The organism is Novosphingobium sp. MMS21-SN21R (assembly GCF_031846015.1).
Taxonomy (GTDB): domain Bacteria; phylum Pseudomonadota; class Alphaproteobacteria; order Sphingomonadales; family Sphingomonadaceae; genus Novosphingobium.
Window position 1 is genome coordinate 141,299 of record NZ_JAVRDU010000004.1, and the last position, 18,928, is coordinate 160,226.

The following is an 18,928-nucleotide window of genomic DNA, read 5'->3' on the forward strand; positions in this document are numbered from 1 at the left end:
GACCATGCCGCTGTCACCCCAAGTTATCGACGAGCTTGCCCTGCGCCTTGATGAGGCGGAACGCACACGCGCGCAGATCGGTCAGTTCTCGCTTGAGCACCCGACCATGACGCTTGACGATGGCTATGCCGTCAGCCGCGCGTGGACAGCGCACAAGATTGCCGCCGGACGACGGGTCATCGGCCACAAGATCGGCCTGACAAGCCGAGCGATGCAGCGATCGTCCAATGTCAGCGAACCCGATTTCGGCACGTTGCTCGACGATATGCTGTTCATGGATGGTACCGACATCCCGGTGGACCGATTTATCGAGCCGCGGGTCGAAGTCGAACTCGCGTTTATTCTCAAGCATCCACTTGAGGGGCCGAATGCCACCGTCTACGACGTGCTTAACGCCACGGATTTTGTCACGCCCGCAATAGAGATAATCGACGCGCGAATAGAACGCATCGACAAAGCGACTGGCGTCACCCGCAAGGTCTTTGACACAATTTCGGACAATGCCGCAAATGCGGGCATCGTGCTGGGAGGGAGACCGGTCAAGCCAGATGCGGTCGATCTTCGCTGGGTGTCGGCACTCCTGTACCAGAACGGGGTGATCGAGGAATCCGGTGTCGCTGCCGCCGTTCTCAACCACCCGGCCAACGGACCTGCCTGGCTGGCCAACAGGATGGCGCGCCACGGCGAGCGACTTGAACCGGGTCAGATCATTCTCGGCGGCAGTTTTACAGCACCCGTCTTTGCCCGCGCCGGGGACAGCTTCCATGTAGATTACGGCATGCTTGGTGCCATTTCGGTGCGCTTCGTATGACAAGCCTGCTCACCCGTATGGCCTCGGGCAAACCGCAGCTCGGTCTTTGGCAGGCGCTTGCCAACCCGTACACCGCCGAAATCTGCGCAAGAGCCGGCTTTGACTGGTTGCTCTTCGACGGTGAGCATGCGCCCAATACAGCGCAAACATTGCTGGCACAGCTTCAGGCTGTTTCAGCATTTCCCGTGGCGGCCGTTGCGCGCGTCCCGCAGGGTGAACCAGTGTCGATCAAGCAATATCTCGACATCGGATTTTCCACGTTGCTGGTGCCGATGATTGATAATGCTGATCATGCCCGAGCCGTGGTATCAGCGTGCCGGTTTCCGCCTCTGGGTATCCGCGGTGTTGCAAGCGCGACAAGCCGTGCGTCAGGCTTTGGCAGCATACCCGATTACCTGGCACGCGCGCACGAGCGGGTATCCCTCATAGCGCAGGTAGAAAGCCGCGCCGCGCTTTCAGCCATAGACGATATAGCGGCAGTTGACGGGATCGACGCCTTGTTCATTGGCCCGGCAGACCTTGCTGCGTCCCTTGGCCATCTTGGAAATCCGCGGCACCCGGAAGTGCAGGACGCAATCAGTCACGCCAAATCGCGGATCGACGCAGCGGGCAAGCCTGCAGGAATCTTTGCGCTTTCGGTAGAAGATGCAGATGCCCGCATGGCACAAGGCTTCGCATTCCTTTCCGTCGGCACCGACATTGGCCTGCTAACGCGGGGATCAAGCGACCTGCTCGCGACCTTGCGCAGCTGAGGTATCGGTCTGCCCGGTCCGTAGTGACCGCCACTCCCGCGGCACTTTGCCTGTTGCGTTACGAAAGCTGCGTGTGAAGTGGGCGGGATCGTCATAGCCCAGAACCTGTGCGATCTGCGCAATGCGCAGCGCGCTGAATAACAACAGTCGCTTTGCTTCCTGCATGTGGCGCGCCCGGACGACGTCGGATGCCCGCATGCCCATGGCTTCGCGGCAGGCACGGTTGAGCAGGTAGGGCGTGGTGCCAAGTTCTAGTGCGAGGGCTTCAACACTTGGCCGCTGCCCGAGCTGTTGCTCAACCAAAGCCATGAATCGGCGCAGAAGGCTGGTGTCGGAATCTTGTACCGGCCCATTTGTCCATTCAGCGACAAGACGCTGGCCTTCGATCAGGGCAACGCGGGCTAGCGCACCGATGCTGTTGGTCTGCCCGATACGATGGGTGGCATATTCATATTCCATTCTCTCGAACAGCGAACGTAACCACGTCCGTTCCCCAGGCTGATCGGTCGTGACGACCAGATGATTTTGCAACGCGGGAAACAGCCCTCCTGTCAAAGTGCCGAATTGCTCGCGCGCAAAATCATCGGACATTGAAAGCACTACTGCTTCTGAGCCAGGTTCGACCCGGAAGCCATGCACCACGCCGGATGGCATCCAGCACAATGTTCCTGCGGCTATTTGGTGGCGCGCCTCGTCTGCCAGATAAAGACCACGTCCCTTTAGCCAAAAACTCAATTGATGAAGATGGGGGTGGCTGTGCTGCTGGACGCTCCCGGCATGAATTTTCCACCGGTCACCAATCCGCTCGACGTGGCAAAAGCGGGGCTCAACCAGGCCTGCATCCTGCCCAAACAAGGAATAAACGGGAATTCGCACCGACGCATTGTCGCTCATGGCCGATACATCGCACTGTTTTCAGAAAATGGCCAGTTATTTTGAACGCATCGTATCGAAATTGTCAGCTGCGGATGCTAATGTCCGGCAAACGCTCGGGAGAGAGACGCATGTTTATTCAAAATGCTTGGTACGCTGGTGCGTGGGACTACGAATTGACCGCCGACAATATGATGGCGCGCAAGATTCTCGGCAAGGGACTGGTGTTCCTGCGCACTTCGGACAACAAGATCACGGTCCTGCGCGATCGTTGCAGCCACCGTTTCGCCCCGCTTTCCAAAGGCCGCCGCGAAGGCGATTGCGTGCGCTGCATGTACCACGGACTGGTGTTCGATGCCGACGGCAAGTGTGTGTGGGAACCAAGCCGCAAAGGCGTCAGCCCCAATACCGACGTCCAGACTTTCCCGGCGGTCGAACAGCACCGGCTGGTCTGGGTATGGATGGGCGATGCCGACAAAGCCGATCCTGCGCTGATTCCGGACTGCCACCATCACTCCAGCCCGGAATGGGCATCGGTCCCGAAGTACGCGCACTTCAAGGCCAATTACAAACTGGTACTCGACAACCTGCTGGACTTTTCGCACTTGTCCTATGTGCACGAAAACACCTTGGGTGGATCGAAAACCATTGCCGACACCCGCCCGAAGGTCGAACAGACCGACAGCGGCGTAAAGCTCACCCGCTGGTATCTGAACGAGCAGGAATTCGCACCCTACCTGCGCGGATATGAGCGCTTTTCAGGTCCGATCGACCGCTGGAACATCTACCACCTGTCTACGCTGAGCAATCACTTCTCGATGGCTGCGGGATCGGCACCGGCCAACACTGGCGCACCCGAAGGCAAGATTGCGCCCGATGCGATGGTGTTTCACTCGCACCAGCTCATCACCCCGGAAGACGAGCACAACACCCACTATTTCTGGACTTACGGGCACAACTTCTCGCTTGAGCAAACCGAACTGACCAACGGCCTGGCAGAGCGAATCTCGGGCGGCTTCCTCGAGGATCGTGAAATGATCGAGGCTCAACAAAAGGTTGTTGATGAAAGCGGCGATGATCCGATGGCGTTCATCCTCGTCGACAATGCGCTGACGCTTGGCCGCCGCCTGATCGACGAAAAGATTGCAGAAGAAGCCTCCGCTTGACCCCCGTAGCCTACAAGATCGCGCTGCTTCTGCGGCGCGATCCCGGGCTCGACAGGGCTTCTTTTGTGCGGCAGTGGCTGGAACACACTTCCATCCCGCCTCTGCCGCAACTGCTTTCGCGCAGGTTCAGCGCGGACGCCGGCCGCGACGTGCCCATAGAAAACGTTGCGACTCTCGCCTATGACGGCGTCGACGAGCTGGTGTTCGAAAGCCGTGCCGGAGCCGAAGCGGGCATGGCAGACCCCGCATTGCGGCAGTGGCTGGATGCACGCCGGGTGATGCTCTCCTGCGCGCCCGACGCGATTTCAGGAACCGCGGTGCCGATCTGGGCGCGCGATGCCGACCGGTCTCATGCAGTCAAGATATTCACTTTGCCCATACGCCGCGCAGGCATGACGATGGACTCCTTCGCCAGCCACTGGATTGATCGGCACGCAGGCCTTGCGCTTGCCGGCCCGTGCACGCGCGAGCGCCTGCTTTGCCTGGAATCAACGCCGGCAGATCGTGCCGAATGGCACGGCCTGACCACTGCGAATTTCGACGGCATCGGGGTGATCATGTTCGATTCACCAGAAAGCCTCGCCGCAGAATTTGCCAGCGACCATTATCGTACGGTCATGGCACCCGACGAACCGCGGTTTACTGATCCGCAGCACTCACGCGCCCTGATGATGCAGGAACGCCTTTGCAACTACTTCACTTCCGGCTGAAAATTGCGCCAGCCTTGCTGGTCACGCCGCCATCGACCGCAAGGTTCACGCCGGTGATGAACAACGATTCGTCTGAGGCAAAGAACAGACCGGTATAAGCGATGTCGACGGGATAGCCGTGCCGTTCCAGCGAAGGGGTGCTGTCGAACAAGGCGCGGAACGCTGGCTCGTCTTTGTAAACTCCCGCAAGTGCCGGTCCCATGATAGGCCCGGGGGAAATGCAATTCACCCTGATCCAGTGCGGCGCCCCTTCCAGCGAAAGTTGACGTGTGAGTGAGATTACGCCGCCTTTGCCAGCGGCGTGGGCTGCGGTCCCGAGGCCTTCGGCCGCCAGCATGCCTGATCCCGATGCGATGTTGATGATCGAACCGGAGTTCTGCCCGACCATGATCGGCCAGACCGCCTTGGTCGGCATGAACACGACGTCGAGTTCGAGCCTGATGGTATCGTGCCACTGCTCGTTGGTCATTTCGGCGAATGGTGCCATGTGGACGCCCGCGCCATTGTTGTAGAGCACATCGATCTGACCATGTTGCGCGTGTGCGTCGGCTACCCAGGACGCGGCTTGTTCGCCAGATGATGCGTCGACCACGCTGCAATTGATCGAAAGACCTTGTGCAACCGCCAGCGTTTCGGTTTCGGCCAGCGTTGCGGCATTGATATCGCTGGCAAAAACGTGTGCCCCCGCCCGGGCAAACAGGATCGATACCTCGCGCCCCTGCGCTCCGCCTGCGCCTGTGACCAAGGCAACTTTGCCTTCAAGACGGCCTTGCACGGGACCTTGGCTCAGGTGCCAAAGGGGATTGAGCGGCTCAACCATTGAATTCTCCCTTTTTCTGCAGACCGTTGGCTCACGCCTGCGTTTGATTATGTTCCTCTAGCGCCCGCCTTAGCAGGTGACGCCGCATGGCGACGCCGGGGCCATCTGACGCGACCGATATTTCATAAAGTTGATCTGCCGGGGTCTCTTGCAGCACACGCTCGAGCCTGCCGAGTGCTTCCACGTCCTCGCGGAAAGCAATGAGCAGACGGTCGTGCATGACCTGGGTCACACCGGGATCTGCGAGTGCAAAATCGCGCCCATGGACGATAAAATAGTGTGTCGTCTCATGTGTCTCCGGCGTGGGAAGATGCGCAGTGCGGATCGAACAAACCGTCCGGACGTCCTCGGGAACAGCTGAATCATAGAAGCTCGTGCCAACCTGATGGAAGGCGGGAGACAGAAATTCCGAAGTTGCGACACGTGCAGCAGTGGCAACCTCGGACAGGCCTGAAGGATCGCCCCATACGGGCGGCAGGACTGTCGGGATGACACTGCGAGTGACTTTGTAGTGCCCTTCGTCCAGCCACGCCTTGTATGGAGCCTGCGCATACTCGGGGGTGCCGAACGACTTTGCATGCACATAACTGAGATGCGTGAGATCCATGAGGTTTTCGTGCAAACCCACATAGTTGCCCGCCAGCCAAAGATAACCGGTCGAGCAAACCCAGGCATCGCTTTCCATGAAAGTCGTATCCCTGATCGCGCCGGGGTCGACGAGAGCGGGATCGCCCAACCAGATCCACAGCAGTGGCCCGCGCTCAACCAACGGATAAGCGCGGACGCCGATAGCTGCCGGACAGACCTTCATCGACGGGACTTCAACACAATCGCCGTCGGCGTCGTATCGGAACCCGTGATAACCGCAGACGACGGTATCAGCGTCAAGCGTCCCCTCAGACAACGGGAACGAGCGATGGGCACAACGGTCGTCCAGCGCAACTGCCCTGCCCTGTTCGGTCCGGAACATGACCACATTCTTGCCGAGCAACTTTCGCGCCAGCAGTTCTCGTCCCACATCGGCCGCGAACGCTGCGACGTACCACTCATTGAAAATGAAGGGCGTATTGCGGTCAGCCATTTCCGCCGCGTTGCGCTTGGCGGCGGAAACAATCTTTTCGGACGGCATCGTCATGATCGGGAAACTCCGCCGTCCGTTTGCGCAACCTTCAACCGTTCAGACCGCCAAGGGCTACATACTTGATTTCGAGGTAGTCTTCGATTCCGTATTTGCTGCCTTCGCGGCCCAGGCCCGATGCCTTTACCCCGCCAAACGGCGCCACTTCCGTGGAGATCAGGCCCTCGTTAACCCCGACCATGCCGAACTCCAACGCTTCGACGACACGGAAGATGCGCCCCACATCGCGTGCGAAGACATAGGATGCCAGACCGAACGGTGTGTCGTTGGCCAATGCGATGGCTTCTTCTTCTGTATCGAAGCGGAACAGCGGCGCGACCGGACCGAAAATCTCTTCCGAAAATATGCTCGCGGCGCGCGGCACATCGACCAGAACGGTGGGTTCGAAAAACGTACCGCCCAGAGCATGACGACCACCGCCTGCCGCAACTTTTGCGCCATGCGAAAGCGCGTCGGCGATAACTTCCTCGACCTTGGCCACAGCGTTGTCGTCAATCAGCGGCCCTGCCTCGACGCCCGGCTCGGTACCGTTGCCAACCTTGAGCGCGCGCGTGGCGGCGGCAAGGCGTTCGGCAAAGGCGTCATAGATTCCGGATTGCACAAAGATCCGGTTCGCAGCGATGCAGGCCTGTCCACAGTTGCGATACTTGGCACCGATCACGCCCTTAACCGCCGCGTCGATATCAGCGTCGTCGAACACGATGAAGGGGGCATTGCCGCCCAGTTCCATGCTGGTTTTCTTGATGGTCGGCGCGCATTGCTGCAGCAGCAGGGCGCCCACTTCGGTCGATCCGGTGAAGGACAGCTTGCGCACGATTGGACTGGCGGTAATTTCGCCGCCGATGGCCCGGGCAGAGCCGGTCACGATGTTGCACACACCAGCAGGCAGACCGGCCCGCTCGGCCAAGACGCCCAGCGCAAGCGCCGACAACGGCGTCTGGCTTGCCGGCTTGATCACGCCGGCACAGCCCACGGCCCATGCCGGGCCAGCCTTGCGGGTGATCATTGCCGAAGGAAAATTCCAGGGCGTAATGGCGGCAAACACCCCGATCGGCGTCTTCTGCACCAGAATACGGCGGCCGTCCGCATTGTGCGGAATGATGTCGCCGTATACGCGCTTGGCTTCTTCGCCAAACCACTCGATGAAACCTGCGGCATAAAGCAGCTCGCCCTTGGCCTCGGCCAGCGGCTTGCCCTGCTCTGCCGTGAGAATGGCGGCGAGATCGTCGATGTTGGCGATCATCAGATCGAAAAGATTGCGCAGGATGCGTGCGCGTTCCTTGGGCAATTCGGTCCGCCAGGTCTTCATGGCCGTTTCCGCAGCCTTGATCGCGCGCGCCGTTTCAGCAGCACCGCCATCGGGAACCAGCGCGATGACTTCACCGGTAGCTGGGTTATGGACTGCAATGGTTTTGCCACTGTCGGCCTGCACCCATGCGCCGTCGATCAGCATGGCCTGCTGCAGCAATGTGGGATCTCGCAGCGCGAGTTGTGCCGTCTGGGTCATCTTCGTCCTTTTGTATCAGCAAGCAGTCCCGGACCCGCAACTTGGTTGTTCACCTGGTGCGGGTCCGGTCAGTATCATTCGGGGTTGCGTCCAATAAAGAACGCTTCGTCGGGATCCTGTGTAGGATTGAGGTTGGATGCAATCATTCCCTGGCGCAGCGCCTTCATGCTGTGCGAATGCACGCGCATCGTGGGGTGTGGCATCGGGCCGCCGTTGTATCCCTGAAGCCAGCCTTCGTACTTCCACATCATGCGATTGATCAGGCCATGCGCGGCAACGCCCTGCCCGAGGAACGCCTTGCGCGCAGGTTCGATCTCGTACCAGATACGCGTCGCCTCGTCGTATTCGCCGGCTGCGATCAGCTTGTGAATATTCGGGATCGTCGGACCGTAAAGCGACGTGTAGTTGGTGCCGGAGAACTGGATCGGCATCACTTGCGCCAACGGCACATATTCGAAATCGAGCGGGCATGAGACCACCACTTCCTTGTGGAAATGGCGATGGACTTCGATCATCGACATGAAGTGCGGCGTGCCGCCTTCCGCCTTGATCCCGGCCACGTTCGGGCAATCGTCAACCAGGCGGCGCAGCAGCGACACCGGGATATCCGACGGGTGCAGACGCTGAAAACCCCAGGCGGGAAGCTGGAACAGCATCACGGCAAGGTCTGTCGCCTCGCACATCGTGCGGGTGTACTCATAGACCTCTTCGTAATCCTTGGGGTAGAAATACGGCGGGTAGCTGAGCAGGACGAGTTCGGCCCCGCCTTCTTCTGCCATTTTCAGGGCGCGCAGGTTCTGCTCAAGCGAATTGAACACGGCGTGGTGAACGATGATGCTGCGTCCTGCTGCCTGATCGGCCATAACGGACAGAAACTGGCCATACTGGTCCAGTGTAATCGCCACTTCCGAGCAGGCGAGCGACCCGACGAAGCCATGCTTGATGCTAAGCTCCACGTCGTGGCGGATGGCCGTTTCATTGAGCGTTTCAAAATCAGACTTCATCGTCGGAATCGTGACATTGGCCACGCCGTTGAGCATTTCGCGGCCCCATTCGCGGGCCTCGCTGCGCTTGTATCTTGCCACTTTACAATCTCCCTTGCCGGACGCCTTTCAAAGCGCCTTGCCTTCAAACTGGAACGGAAGCGGTGCTGCGAGCCCCGCTGCAATCGCGCGATCGAGAATTGCCCCCCCGACGACGACATCCTGCACACCGCCGCCCACTGACTTGAACATGGGCCTCTGCGCTGCGGCAACGCGGTCCGCTGCGCTGCCATTCATCAGGTCGTTCAGCGATATGGCGCGTGGCTCGACCTCGATTCCGGCAGCGACCGCTGCCAGCATGTCACCAGTCTCATGCAGGACTTCTTCAAGCATGTCGCAGACGATGAGATCAGCGCGCGCAATCACGGAGATGTCGATTTCGCGCTGTTGCGGGATGGTCGATCCGATGGAAACCACCATTGCCTTTTCCGGCAACCAGTCGGCGAAGAGGATCGGAGTTTCATCGTGCGAACGAGCGGCGGTCAGCACCACATCGGCATCGCCGACGGCCTCTTGCGGCGTGGCGGCGGGTCGGACAGGAATGCCAAGCTCGTCGGAAAGCGTCTGCGCAAAGGCTTCGCGCCGCGCAGGCGTCGTGCTGAAAACGACAACCTCGGAAAGATCGCGCATGGCTGAAAAAGCACGCGTATGCATTGACGCCTCAAGCCCGCTTCCGATCACCCCCAGGCGAAGCGGGTTGCGCGGAGCCAACTTGTCGAACGCGGAAGCCGAGGTTGCTGCAGTCCGGTAGGCTGTAATGAGATTTGCATCGAGAAAACCGGCAATTTGGCTTGTTTCACGATCAAACAGGACGATCACGTATTCGACCGACGGCTGCCCCACGTTCATCGCGGCGCCCATCAGCTTGGCCCCAAAATAACGGCACCCGGGCGGGTTTGACGGCAAGGCTCGCAGCCAGCTCGGCCCATTCTGCGCGACGATGCGCGGCGGACAAGCGCCAGGGCCGAAAGGCTGAGCATACACTGTTTGCAAAGCAGAAACCGCGTCACCCCAGTCAAAAACCTGGCGTGCGACGTCGCCCGTGACAAATACCGGATTCACCATTTAGTTCCTCGTCCGCATACCCAGCTGCTCGAATTGCAAGCCTTGGCCTGCAAGCCGGGAGCGTTCCGGCGCAGCAATCATTGTGGTACCACACAGCACCGTTTAGTGCGAGCTGCGTGGGCATTAGTATCCGTAGCGTTTTATAATATGCCTCGCAACATCCTTTTGAAAAATGCCGCCCGTAACGCGGCCGCTGACAGCTGCAGGCTGGCGCCTGTAGCGCGCTGGGACGCCTGATAACGCCGCAAAACGGAGCGTTTTTCGGTTGCATGCGGAACAGCCTGCGCATCTCGTCGGCCCGACAATCCGAGCCGGTCCTTCGAATTTGACGGGCGCCAATCGTTGAATTGCCCAGCCCTCGCCTGGCCTGACCGCCGAAATTTTTCGCGTAGTATTTACAATACGGCTCGTTTCCATATAATTGATGATGTTACAAGCATGATTGGGAGAGAACGGTTGTCTGAGATTGAGGCCCCAAAGCCGACACGCCGGATTGTCACGGGTGAAAACGAGACAGGCAGGTCCTGCATCTTGTCCGACGGTCCAACACCGAACCAGTTCATGGCCGACTACGCGCCATCTTTCGTGCAGGTTCTGTGGGCAACCGGGGAAGGTGCGGCCAAGGGTGATGAACCGGCGGCGGCAGACCACAAGTTCGGCTTCCATTCGCGGAACGGATCGATCCTGCGCATCGTCGATTTCCCGCCCGACAAGCTCTACAACACCGACAAGTTGGCCAATTTCCTGGATGCCAACGAAGTGCGGGATGGGGACAAGCCCCGGCATTTCTGGTTCCACAAGACAGAGTCGCTCGACTACGCAATCTGTCTAGAGGGCGAAATCTATGCGATGATGGACGAGGGCGAAACGGTGATGCGTCCAGGTGACATCCTTATCCAGCGCGCGACAAATCATTCCTGGTCGAACCGCTCGGACAAATACTGCCGGATGGCGTTCATTCTGCTCGACCTGGAAAAGTGAACAAAATTACACGATTTCACAGGATCAGGCAGGCGGGCTGAAAATGAGCCGGGTAGGCGCAAAGCTCTGCCTGCTCGGCCAATCGGGCGCAAATCGCTGGCTGGCCCCTGAAGTCATCCCGGCAATATCTGCGCGGCCGCCAGACCTGACCGCATGGAGTGTCTAGCACGCGATGGCCCTCAACCTTCTCTGGTTTGCCCCTTTGCCGACGGTGCTTGTAGCGCAGGCAATGGACCTTCGCGGCGTTCGGGGCCTCCGGACGGAACGGACGCTATCGTCCGAGCAGCAGTTCGAGCAATTGCGCAGCGGGACGATTGACGCCGCCGTCACTGCCATCGACAACGTGATAACGTGGAACGAGAAGGCGCCCGAAGCCCGGTTCCGCGCGATTGCGCAAGTCGAACGGACGACCGAACTGGTGCTTGTTGCACGGCCCGGAATTACGGCAATCTCGGACCTTGCCGGGAAAACGCTGCTGGTTGATGCCCCTGCCAACGGCTTTGTCGTCGCCTTGCGCGCAATGCTGATCGAAGCAGGAATCGACGAAACCTGTTGTATGCTGGCCCCGGCCGGCGGTGTGACAGAACGGCTCGACGCTTTGCTCGCCGGGACGGGCGATGCCACATTGCTCGGGCCACCGTTTTACCACGCCGCCATTGCGCAAGGATGCAACGTCGTGGGAAGCGTGCAAGCTTCATGGCCCGATTTCCCCGGACAGGGCCTGGTCGTCAACACCGCCCGGCTGGCTGCTTCGCGGGACGACTGCATTCTCTCCCAGCTCACCGAATTGCTCGGCGCGATGGATATTGCGCGGCGAAGCATTTTATCAAAACCGGCCGAAGCTGTGGACATCGTTGTTCGGTCGGGCGTCCCTGTAGGCGCTGCCTCGGCGATGCTAGCCGCCGTTTCTGACACCTTTCAGCCAGATGCGGATGGAATGAAACGCCTGATCCAGCATCGCGCTACGGTATGGCCGACACGTCCGCCTCTGGTTCACGCGGATCTTGCAGACGAAAGCGTACTGGCCATGCTGCAGGCTGCCAACGGGAAAGGTTAAAGAAATGACGACGCCCTGGGGCCTGTGCACGATTGCACGAACCGACGGCCAGCGCCTCGCGTGCCTGACTATCGACGGAGACGTTTGGCCGCTGCATGCATTGGCGCTTCACTCAGGCATCCCCGGATTTCCGCCTGCGCTTACCGTTCTGGAGATCCTTGAACACTGGGATAGCCAGCAATCTGCGCTCGACAATCTGGCGATAGTTGCGGGCACTGGTGCCGTCGCGGCAGAAGCCTTGGCCGAACTCGACGTGCGCGCGCCTGTCGAACGTCCCGGCCAGATTTTCTGTACAGGAGCGAACTATCGCAAGCATGTCATCGACCTGACAGTCGATACCGGTGTCGGGCCTGAAGGGCTTGACCGCGACGGCCTTTACAAATGGGCCGCTGAAATGATGGACAAGCGCGCCGCGGAAGGTGAACCCTACGCCTTCACCAAACCAATTTCGGCCGTTGCTGGTCCCAATGACGCCCTTGTTTTGCCGACCAACACCGCCCAGCCCGATTGGGAAATCGAACTTGGCGTCGTTATCGGCCGCGAAGCCTATTGCGTCAGTGCAGACGATGCTATGGATCATGTCGCAGGCTATGCAATCGTGAACGATATATCCGCGCGCGATCTGATTGCCCGGACAGATTACAAGATGCTCGGCACGGACTGGCTTCGATCCAAGGGGCAACCGGGGTTTCTGCCATTCGGTCCGGTCATTGTTCCTGCCCGATTCGTGCGTGACCCGCAGAATTTGCCGCTGCGGCTGACTGTCAATGGCAGGGTCATGCAGGACGAAACCACGGCGGACATGATCTTCGGTATCGCTCGCCAGATAGAATACATCTCCAGCTTCGCACGCTTGTTGCCCGGCGACGTGATCTGTACCGGATCACCCGCCGGCAATGGCACACACTACGGGCGTTTCCTCCAACCCGGCGATGTGATGACTGCCGAGATCGCAGGGTTGGGCATGCAGCGCGTTGAATGCGTGGCGCCCAACGCCTGACCTGACACACGTAAACGGGTCGGGGCGTACTCAATCACGCCTGTCCATGATGCTGCTCAACGGCGGAAGTGGCCGGCCCCAACTGGGCCCGGCCATCCGAATTCTCAAGCTCCAGCGCCAATTCCGGTTTAAATCGGCTCACCGATATATGTGCGGACCCGGTCAAAGAGGCCTGCGGGATCGGCGTCCGGCGTGGGATTCATCTGCCATGCTCCCAATTGCCGTGACTGGTCTGCGATGAATTTTGCGCGGTCGAAGCGGCGGCTGACGAAACGGGCCAGCCGTTCATCAATCGGGCGATCGCCGACAATCTCTTCCGCCAGCACAACTGCATCTTCTACGGCCATGGCAGCCCCCTGCCCCAGATGCGGAGTGCTGGAATGCGACGCGTCGCCGATCAGCACTATACGTCCCTTGTTCCACGGCTTGGGCAGGAAGCAGACTTCAAGCGGACGATAAACGACCAGCGCCGGATCGGTGATATAAGCCGCAAATGCTTCTACGGCCTGGCCCTTGCCGATCAGTCGCTTGCGCATTTCGTCGGCCAGAGTTTCAGGCGCGAAACGCGGATTTCCCGGTTCGCTGGCCGTTACGAAAATGTACATGGTGTCTTCGGTCAGCGGCACCGTACCGATCGACTGGTGCGGATCGGTGATATAGGCATCGGCCCATTCAAGGTCGCTGGGGCGCGGCAAATTGTATCGCCATACACCCTGACCGGTGAATTCAGGCCGATGCTGATCACCAAACAACTGGTCACGCAGTTTGGAATAAGCGCCGTCAGCGCCGACCACCAGATCATAACTGTCACTGGTGCCGTCGGTAAAGCTGACTTCAACCTTGTCACCGTGATCCTGGATTTCGCTGTAAGTGACGCCAAGCCGCAATTTTATGCCAAGATCGTTGACGCGCTTGTAGAGCACGTCATGCAGAGCCGGACGCGCGAGACCCAGATCGGAAGGAAAGCCGTCGGCTGTGGAGACGCCTTCACTACGGCCCATTTCCTGGCCAGTGTCGTTATGACGCCACCGCCAGCCACGATAGGAAAAGCCGGCATCGACTGCCTCCTTGGCAACGCCAAGCTGCGCCAGCGCACGCACGAAGTTGCTCTGGACAATGATGCCGACGTGATAGACTTTCCAGGTCTTGTTGACCTCGACGACTTCAACGTTGACGCCGCGCTGCTGCAACGCAATTGCCGTAGACAGGCCGCCGATGCCGCCGCCCACGATCAAAACCTTTTCGCTCACTCAACTCTCCCTTCAATTCTTGTAATCAACGCCTACCGGATGACGCTAGGCTGAGGCGTCTCAAGCTCGGACATGCGCGTGGAAGGCCAGTCCGCGAGACTTGCCAGAACACGCTACCGACCGCCGGTAACCCGTGCAAACCGCTCTTCTAAGGCAGTAGCGAACCGCAGCGCCACGCCAAGCGAGTGCCATCCTGTCCCACAGGCGGTCCGGCGATCGATCGTTGTTCATCGACACATTCCCGCCTCATCGCATGATAACGAAACGCTCTGGATATTAATTAACTTCTCTGCTAGCTAAGATCAACGTTAAATCGCAGCAGATATGAGCACAAAGGGGCAGACGCTCCGTTTCGATCAGCTGTTGCACTAGTTTTGGGGGTGATGGCAATGGTGGCAGAAACGCTGGAACAAGGCGTGCGCGCCAACGGTGCGGGTGAATACAGCCTCAACGGGCGAGTCGCGGTCATTGCCGGTGGGTCCGGAGGGATCGGTGCCGCCACGGCCCGGCGGTTTGCCGCAGGTGGCGCCTCCGTCGTCATCGGCTACAATGGCAATGCCGCAAAGGCGCAGGAGCTGGTGGACAGCCTGCCCAATCCCGGAGCGCATATGGCCGTACATTTGCCGATGGAAGACGGTGCGCAGATCGACGCAGCAGCTCGCGCGGTGGCAGACAGGTACGGCACAGCACACATTCTGGTCAACAGCGCGGGCGTGACCAAGGCTGTGCCACATGCCCAGCTCGACGACCTTGACGATGCGACATTTGATCGCATTCTCGCGACCAACGTACGCGGCCCATTCGCGACAATCCGTTCTTTCGCGCCGCTGCTTCGGTCCGGCGGAGACTCGGTGATCATCAACGTCTCGTCAATTTCTGCAGCGACGGGGCTGGGCAGTTCCATCGCCTATTGCGCATCAAAGGCCGCGCTCGATACCATGGGCAAGTCACTGGCCCGCGTCCTGGGACCAGAGATCCGGGTTATCTCTGTCTCGCCCGCGGCGGTAGCTACTGATTTCGTACCCGGTCGCGGCCGCGAAGGCGTTGAACGGCAAGCCGCGAGCACGCCGCTGCAGCGGGTATGCGAACCCGGCGACGTGGCGTTGGCAATTATTTCTGCGGTCACCCACTTGCGGCTGACTACGGGTAGCGTGATCGAAGTTGATGGTGGACGCCATCTCTGAAGCCACCAGATTTCAAGCATCAGGGCCATTCAATTTTTGACCGATGCGATGCGTATTATAATTATCGTGAGAGGATCGCCGTGAATCAAGAAACAGCTGTCGCGCCACTGCTTCAAAATGGCAGGATCAACCGCACCGAACTGAAAAACCGCATCGTCATGGGGCCGATGGCAGCAGCAGCCCCCGGCGATGATGGCGCGCCGAGCCGACAGACCATTGCGTTTTTCAGGGCGCGGGCGAAAGGCGGTGTCTCCATGATCATCATGGGCGGATCAATTGCAACGACACGCGGCTACGCCGAAGCGATGTTGCGGCCGCTCCTGCGTCTAGACATAGACGAGACGATTCCAGGTTTCCGCAAATTGACCGATGCCGTACACGAACATGGCACGCCGATCATCGCGCAGTTGACGCCGGGGTTCGGACGGATGGGTGTGCCGGCACCGGACCGTCCGCTGATCTCTGCCAGCCCGATCAATGTTGTGATTCCCGAGGCAAATTTCCCGGCAGGCTTCATTGTCCCGCATGGCCGCGTTACGGAAACGCCGCAAGAAGCCACCATTGCGCAAATCAAGCATTATGAGGACGAGATGGTCCTCGCCGCTGTGCGCGCCCGCAAGGCAGGCTTTGACGGTGTCGAAGTGGCGGCGCACATGAGCTACTTCGCAGCGTCGTTTTCGTCGCCTCGCACCAATTTCCGGACTGACGAATATGGCGGATCGGTTGAGAACCGGGCACGCTTCCTTCGAAACATCGTAACCGCAACGCGGGCTGCGGTTGGGCCAGACTTCATTATCGGCTTGCGCATCACCGCAAACGAATACCTCCCTGATGGCCAGGGGCCTGATGGTTATGCAGCGATTGCTGCCAACGTCGAAGCTGCCGGTCTCGACTATGTCGCACTTTCAGCAGGTGCTTACGAAACCATGTCTGCCAGCGCACCGTCCACGGACGGCGCACTGGTTGACGGCGGAGAAGCCGCTGCCTTCAGAAAAGTGCTGAAAGGGCCGATCCTGATTCAAGGTTTCCATGCCCCGGAACGTGCTGCCAAAGTTGTGAAAGACGGACTGGCTGATTTCGTGATGCTGGCGCGGCCACTTCTGGCTGACCCGGATTTCGCAAACAAGCTGAAGGACAACAAGACCGATAGCATCACCGTATGTGACCGCCACAATACCTGCATGCGGCGTATGGTATTCGGCATGCCGGTGCGCTGTACCGTCAATCCCCGAATGGGACGAGAAGAACGGGACGAGGGCGCTTCAAGACCTGCGAGCCGCTTGTTGAAGGCGCCGATCGAGGAGGCGGTTTTGAGTCTTACCGGTTCAACCACCCTGATGGGCGTTATCCGGTCAGTGACGCCGAACAAGCAATAATGCTTTCTGGGCCGGCCTGCCCTGATGTGTCTGACCGGCATCGAGACGTTGCAAGTCGGCCAAATGGGTGACAGTCGTTTCGAAACTGTGTAGCAGCAAACGCCGGAGCTATCGATGACCAATGCAGGCAGACAGGCAATGACAGTGACCAAAATTCGGGACGCAAATGCCAGTCCGGCCAAGGCTGCGACGAAACCCAAAGCACCCGGCGCAGGGTCACCGGGCAAGGGTGGCGGACGTCCGCGTAGCGAAACAACTCGCCGCGCGGTCCTTGTCGCCACGCTTGAATTGTTGCGCGAAGGATCGATCCAGTCGATTACGATTGAAGCGATCGCCAAGCAGGCAGGTGTCAGCAAGGCGACGATCTATCGCTGGTGGCAATCGAAAGCGTCCGTGGTCATCGACGCATTTATCGAAAACCACATGGTCCACACGCCGATGCGCCACGACATTCATCCGGCTGAGGCATTGCTCCTCCACTGGCGGTTGCTCGCGGAACAGTATTCCGGTTGGCCGGGACAAATCGTTGCGCAGATTCTGGCCGAAGGACAGTCGGATCCTTCCATCCAGCGCGAATTTCGTGAGCGGTTTTATTATGGACGGCGCGCCGTGGTGAGAGAAGTTATCGATAACTTGCGCAACCGAGTCGCCCGGTTGCAGGAAATCGACAGCGAAGTGCTGATGGATATCCTGTATTCGCCGGTCTACATGCGATTGCTCTGGGGCTATGGCCCGCTGGACGCGAAATTCATTCGCGACTTCCCCCGCGACCTTTTCCTGCTTTTCGGCATTAATTTCGACGAGAATGACAAAGTGATACCGGAAGGTTGAAGCGCGCCATTCGCGCTTGATTATTATACGAAACGTCTTTTATTTATTCCGCGGGATTGAGGCCGGCCAATAAGGCCGCGCCGCCGCAGGAGAGGTCCGATGGAGCGGAAGACAAGCGAACTTGCGCAACATTGGCGCATCGTCGTGGGGGCATTCGCCGGAATAGGCGCAGGCTTCGCATCGCTTTATTTCTACACCGCAGGCCTGTTCATCAAACCGCTCTCGCACGAGTTTGGGTGGACTCGAAGTGAAGCGTCGCTTGGCGCCATCGCAATCATGGTAGGCAATGCCATTGCGCTGCCCGTCGCCGGGCGGCTGATCGACCGATATGGCGAACTGCGTGTTGCCGCATTTTCCGGCGCGGCTCTTGCAGCGACCTTCGCGATGCTCGGCTGGCTGACCGCGGGATTGGCCTCGTTTCTATCGCTGGTCCTGTTGCTGACAATGGTATCCGCAGGCTCAAACGCAATCGGCTACAACCGCATGATTGTGCGCCATTTTCAGCAACAACGCGGACTGGCTCTGGGGCTTGCCCTGACGGGCACCGCAGTCGGGGCGGCGGCATTCCCGCCGATACTCGGGCCATTGATCGAAATTTGCGGATGGCGGGCGGGGTACGGGTTACTCTCGATCAGCACGATTGTGCTGACCGGTTGCGCGCTGCTGCTATTGCGAAGTGCCGGAGCGGGCGTAGCACTCGCCGCAAGACCGCCCGCCCGGCAAAAGGACGAAGGGCAGTCGTGGCAAAGCATCGTCGGCCATTCGGCGTTCCTGCCGACCAGTGCCATGATTTTCCTTTCGTCAATGGCTGTGCTCGGCACCACCATGCATCTCGTTCCTTTTCTCGGAGAAAATGGCAAAAGCCCTTCGGTCGCTGGCGCGATTGCTTCGGCGCTTGGCTTTTCCGTCATTTTCGGACGAATTGCCGCTGGCTACCTGCTTGATCGCTTCGACGCGGGGCTGATGACATTCGCTTTGCTCTCGCTTGCATCGGGCGGCACGCTACTGCTGTGGACCGGGCTGTCCTGGCTATTTGTACCGGGCGCAATTCTGGTGGGCTTCGGCGTTGGAACTGAAGGCGACCTGCTTGCATTCCTGCTTGGACGGCGGTTTCCCGTCAGCAGCTTCGGCAGCGTGTATGGTGCGATCTTCGGCGTTCATGCACTTGGTGCGGGTGCGGGCGGAATGTTGGCAGGCGCGCTGTTCGACTGGACCGGCAATTACGATGCATGGATGCTGCTGGCAGCTTGTCTTCTGATAGTGGCCGGACTGATCGGCTTTGTATCAGAGCGAAATGTGCCCCCGCACCGCACAACGATTCATTGACGATAAGCTGAACGCCGCGTATCGTAATAAGACAGCAC

At 59.4% G+C, this 18,928-nt stretch carries 19 protein-coding genes; 12 read left to right on the forward strand and 7 right to left on the reverse strand.

What is annotated here, in order from left to right:
- Nucleotides 1-4 precede the first annotated feature (4 nt).
- Both hpaH and RM192_RS19755 read left to right on the forward strand, forming a co-directional pair.
- The gene (hpaH, locus tag RM192_RS19750; protein ID WP_311509422.1) at nt 5-811 is read left to right on the forward strand and encodes a 2-oxo-hept-4-ene-1,7-dioate hydratase; all 807 of its coding nucleotides are present in this window, start codon (nt 5-7) and stop codon (nt 809-811) included.
- Entirely contained in the window at nt 808-1,563 is a 756-nt protein-coding gene (locus tag RM192_RS19755) for an HpcH/HpaI aldolase/citrate lyase family protein (protein WP_311509424.1), read from the forward strand. Before hpaH ends, RM192_RS19755 begins: the two co-directional genes overlap by 4 nt.
- Here the strand turns inward: RM192_RS19755 and RM192_RS19760 are convergent.
- A complete protein-coding gene (locus tag RM192_RS19760; RefSeq protein WP_311509426.1) occupies nt 1,531-2,457 on the reverse strand; it encodes an AraC family transcriptional regulator in 927 nt (308 codons plus the stop codon). The two genes, RM192_RS19755 and RM192_RS19760, sit on opposite strands and share 33 nt — an antisense overlap.
- A gap of 110 nt (nt 2,458-2,567) precedes the next feature.
- Between RM192_RS19760 and RM192_RS19765 the strand changes: the two genes are divergently transcribed.
- Both RM192_RS19765 and RM192_RS19770 read left to right on the forward strand, forming a co-directional pair.
- On the forward strand, nt 2,568-3,602 hold the full coding sequence (locus tag RM192_RS19765; protein ID WP_311509427.1) for an aromatic ring-hydroxylating dioxygenase subunit alpha: 1,035 nt from the start codon (nt 2,568-2,570) through the stop codon (nt 3,600-3,602).
- Nucleotides 3,599-4,312, forward strand: a complete 714-nt coding sequence (locus RM192_RS19770; RefSeq protein WP_311509429.1) for an EthD domain-containing protein — start codon at nt 3,599-3,601, stop codon at nt 4,310-4,312. Before RM192_RS19765 ends, RM192_RS19770 begins: the two co-directional genes overlap by 4 nt.
- On the opposite strand, the gene RM192_RS19775 is transcribed toward RM192_RS19770, so the two are convergent.
- From RM192_RS19775 to RM192_RS19795, 5 genes are all read right to left on the reverse strand, one after another.
- Complete coding sequence (locus RM192_RS19775; RefSeq protein WP_311509431.1) at nt 4,299-5,132, reverse strand: SDR family NAD(P)-dependent oxidoreductase; 834 nt, start codon at nt 5,130-5,132, stop codon at nt 4,299-4,301. The two genes, RM192_RS19770 and RM192_RS19775, sit on opposite strands and share 14 nt — an antisense overlap.
- A 31-nt stretch (nt 5,133-5,163) precedes the next feature.
- Nucleotides 5,164-6,213: an aromatic ring-hydroxylating dioxygenase subunit alpha gene (locus RM192_RS19780; RefSeq protein ID WP_311509433.1), complete on the reverse strand. Its 1,050-nt coding sequence runs from the start codon at nt 6,211-6,213 to the stop codon at nt 5,164-5,166.
- Between the two features lie 88 nt (nt 6,214-6,301).
- A complete protein-coding gene (locus RM192_RS19785) occupies nt 6,302-7,777 on the reverse strand; it encodes an NAD-dependent succinate-semialdehyde dehydrogenase (RefSeq protein ID WP_311509435.1) in 1,476 nt (491 codons plus the stop codon).
- Nucleotides 7,778-7,851: 74 nt separating this feature from the next.
- Nucleotides 7,852-8,862, reverse strand: a complete 1,011-nt coding sequence (locus RM192_RS19790) for a dihydrodipicolinate synthase family protein (protein ID WP_311509437.1) — start codon at nt 8,860-8,862, stop codon at nt 7,852-7,854.
- Nucleotides 8,863-8,889: 27 nt separating this feature from the next.
- Nucleotides 8,890-9,804 carry an ornithine cyclodeaminase family protein gene (locus RM192_RS19795; protein WP_311509438.1) on the reverse strand — a complete coding sequence of 305 codons (915 nt, stop codon included), beginning with the start codon at nt 9,802-9,804 and terminating at the stop codon, nt 8,890-8,892.
- Nucleotides 9,805-10,416: 612 nt separating this feature from the next.
- Between RM192_RS19795 and RM192_RS19800 the strand changes: the two genes are divergently transcribed.
- From RM192_RS19800 to RM192_RS19815, 4 genes are all read left to right on the forward strand, one after another.
- Complete coding sequence (locus RM192_RS19800; protein ID WP_311509440.1) at nt 10,417-10,866, forward strand: cupin domain-containing protein; 450 nt, start codon at nt 10,417-10,419, stop codon at nt 10,864-10,866.
- A gap of 43 nt (nt 10,867-10,909) precedes the next feature.
- Nucleotides 10,910-11,032 (forward strand): hypothetical protein, encoded by a 123-nt coding sequence (locus RM192_RS19805; RefSeq protein ID WP_311509442.1) that lies wholly within the window; start codon nt 10,910-10,912, stop codon nt 11,030-11,032.
- Between the two features lie 63 nt (nt 11,033-11,095).
- Nucleotides 11,096-11,923, forward strand: a complete 828-nt coding sequence (locus tag RM192_RS19810) for an ABC transporter substrate-binding protein (protein ID WP_311509443.1) — start codon at nt 11,096-11,098, stop codon at nt 11,921-11,923.
- Between the two features lie 4 nt (nt 11,924-11,927).
- Nucleotides 11,928-12,923 carry a fumarylacetoacetate hydrolase family protein gene (locus tag RM192_RS19815; RefSeq protein ID WP_311509446.1) on the forward strand — a complete coding sequence of 332 codons (996 nt, stop codon included), beginning with the start codon at nt 11,928-11,930 and terminating at the stop codon, nt 12,921-12,923.
- Between the two features lie 128 nt (nt 12,924-13,051).
- Here RM192_RS19815 and RM192_RS19820 read toward each other — a convergent pair whose 3' ends face one another.
- Nucleotides 13,052-14,173 carry an FAD-dependent monooxygenase gene (locus tag RM192_RS19820; protein WP_311509448.1) on the reverse strand — a complete coding sequence of 374 codons (1,122 nt, stop codon included), beginning with the start codon at nt 14,171-14,173 and terminating at the stop codon, nt 13,052-13,054.
- A 383-nt stretch (nt 14,174-14,556) separates the two neighbouring features.
- Here RM192_RS19820 and RM192_RS19825 point away from each other — a divergent pair, with 383 nt between their 5' ends.
- The 4 genes from RM192_RS19825 (at nt 14,557) to RM192_RS19840 (ending at nt 18,890) form a co-directional block, all read left to right on the forward strand.
- Nucleotides 14,557-15,357, forward strand: coding sequence for an SDR family oxidoreductase (locus tag RM192_RS19825; protein WP_311509449.1), 801 nt, complete (start codon nt 14,557-14,559; stop codon nt 15,355-15,357).
- Between the two features lie 80 nt (nt 15,358-15,437).
- Nucleotides 15,438-16,733 (forward strand): NADH:flavin oxidoreductase, encoded by a 1,296-nt coding sequence (locus RM192_RS19830; protein WP_311509451.1) that lies wholly within the window; start codon nt 15,438-15,440, stop codon nt 16,731-16,733.
- 114 nt (nt 16,734-16,847) lie between these two features.
- Nucleotides 16,848-17,564, forward strand: coding sequence for a TetR/AcrR family transcriptional regulator (locus RM192_RS19835; RefSeq protein ID WP_311509453.1), 717 nt, complete (start codon nt 16,848-16,850; stop codon nt 17,562-17,564).
- A gap of 99 nt (nt 17,565-17,663) precedes the next feature.
- Entirely contained in the window at nt 17,664-18,890 is a 1,227-nt protein-coding gene (locus tag RM192_RS19840; protein WP_311509455.1) for an MFS transporter, read from the forward strand.
- Nucleotides 18,891-18,928: the final 38 nt, after the last annotated feature.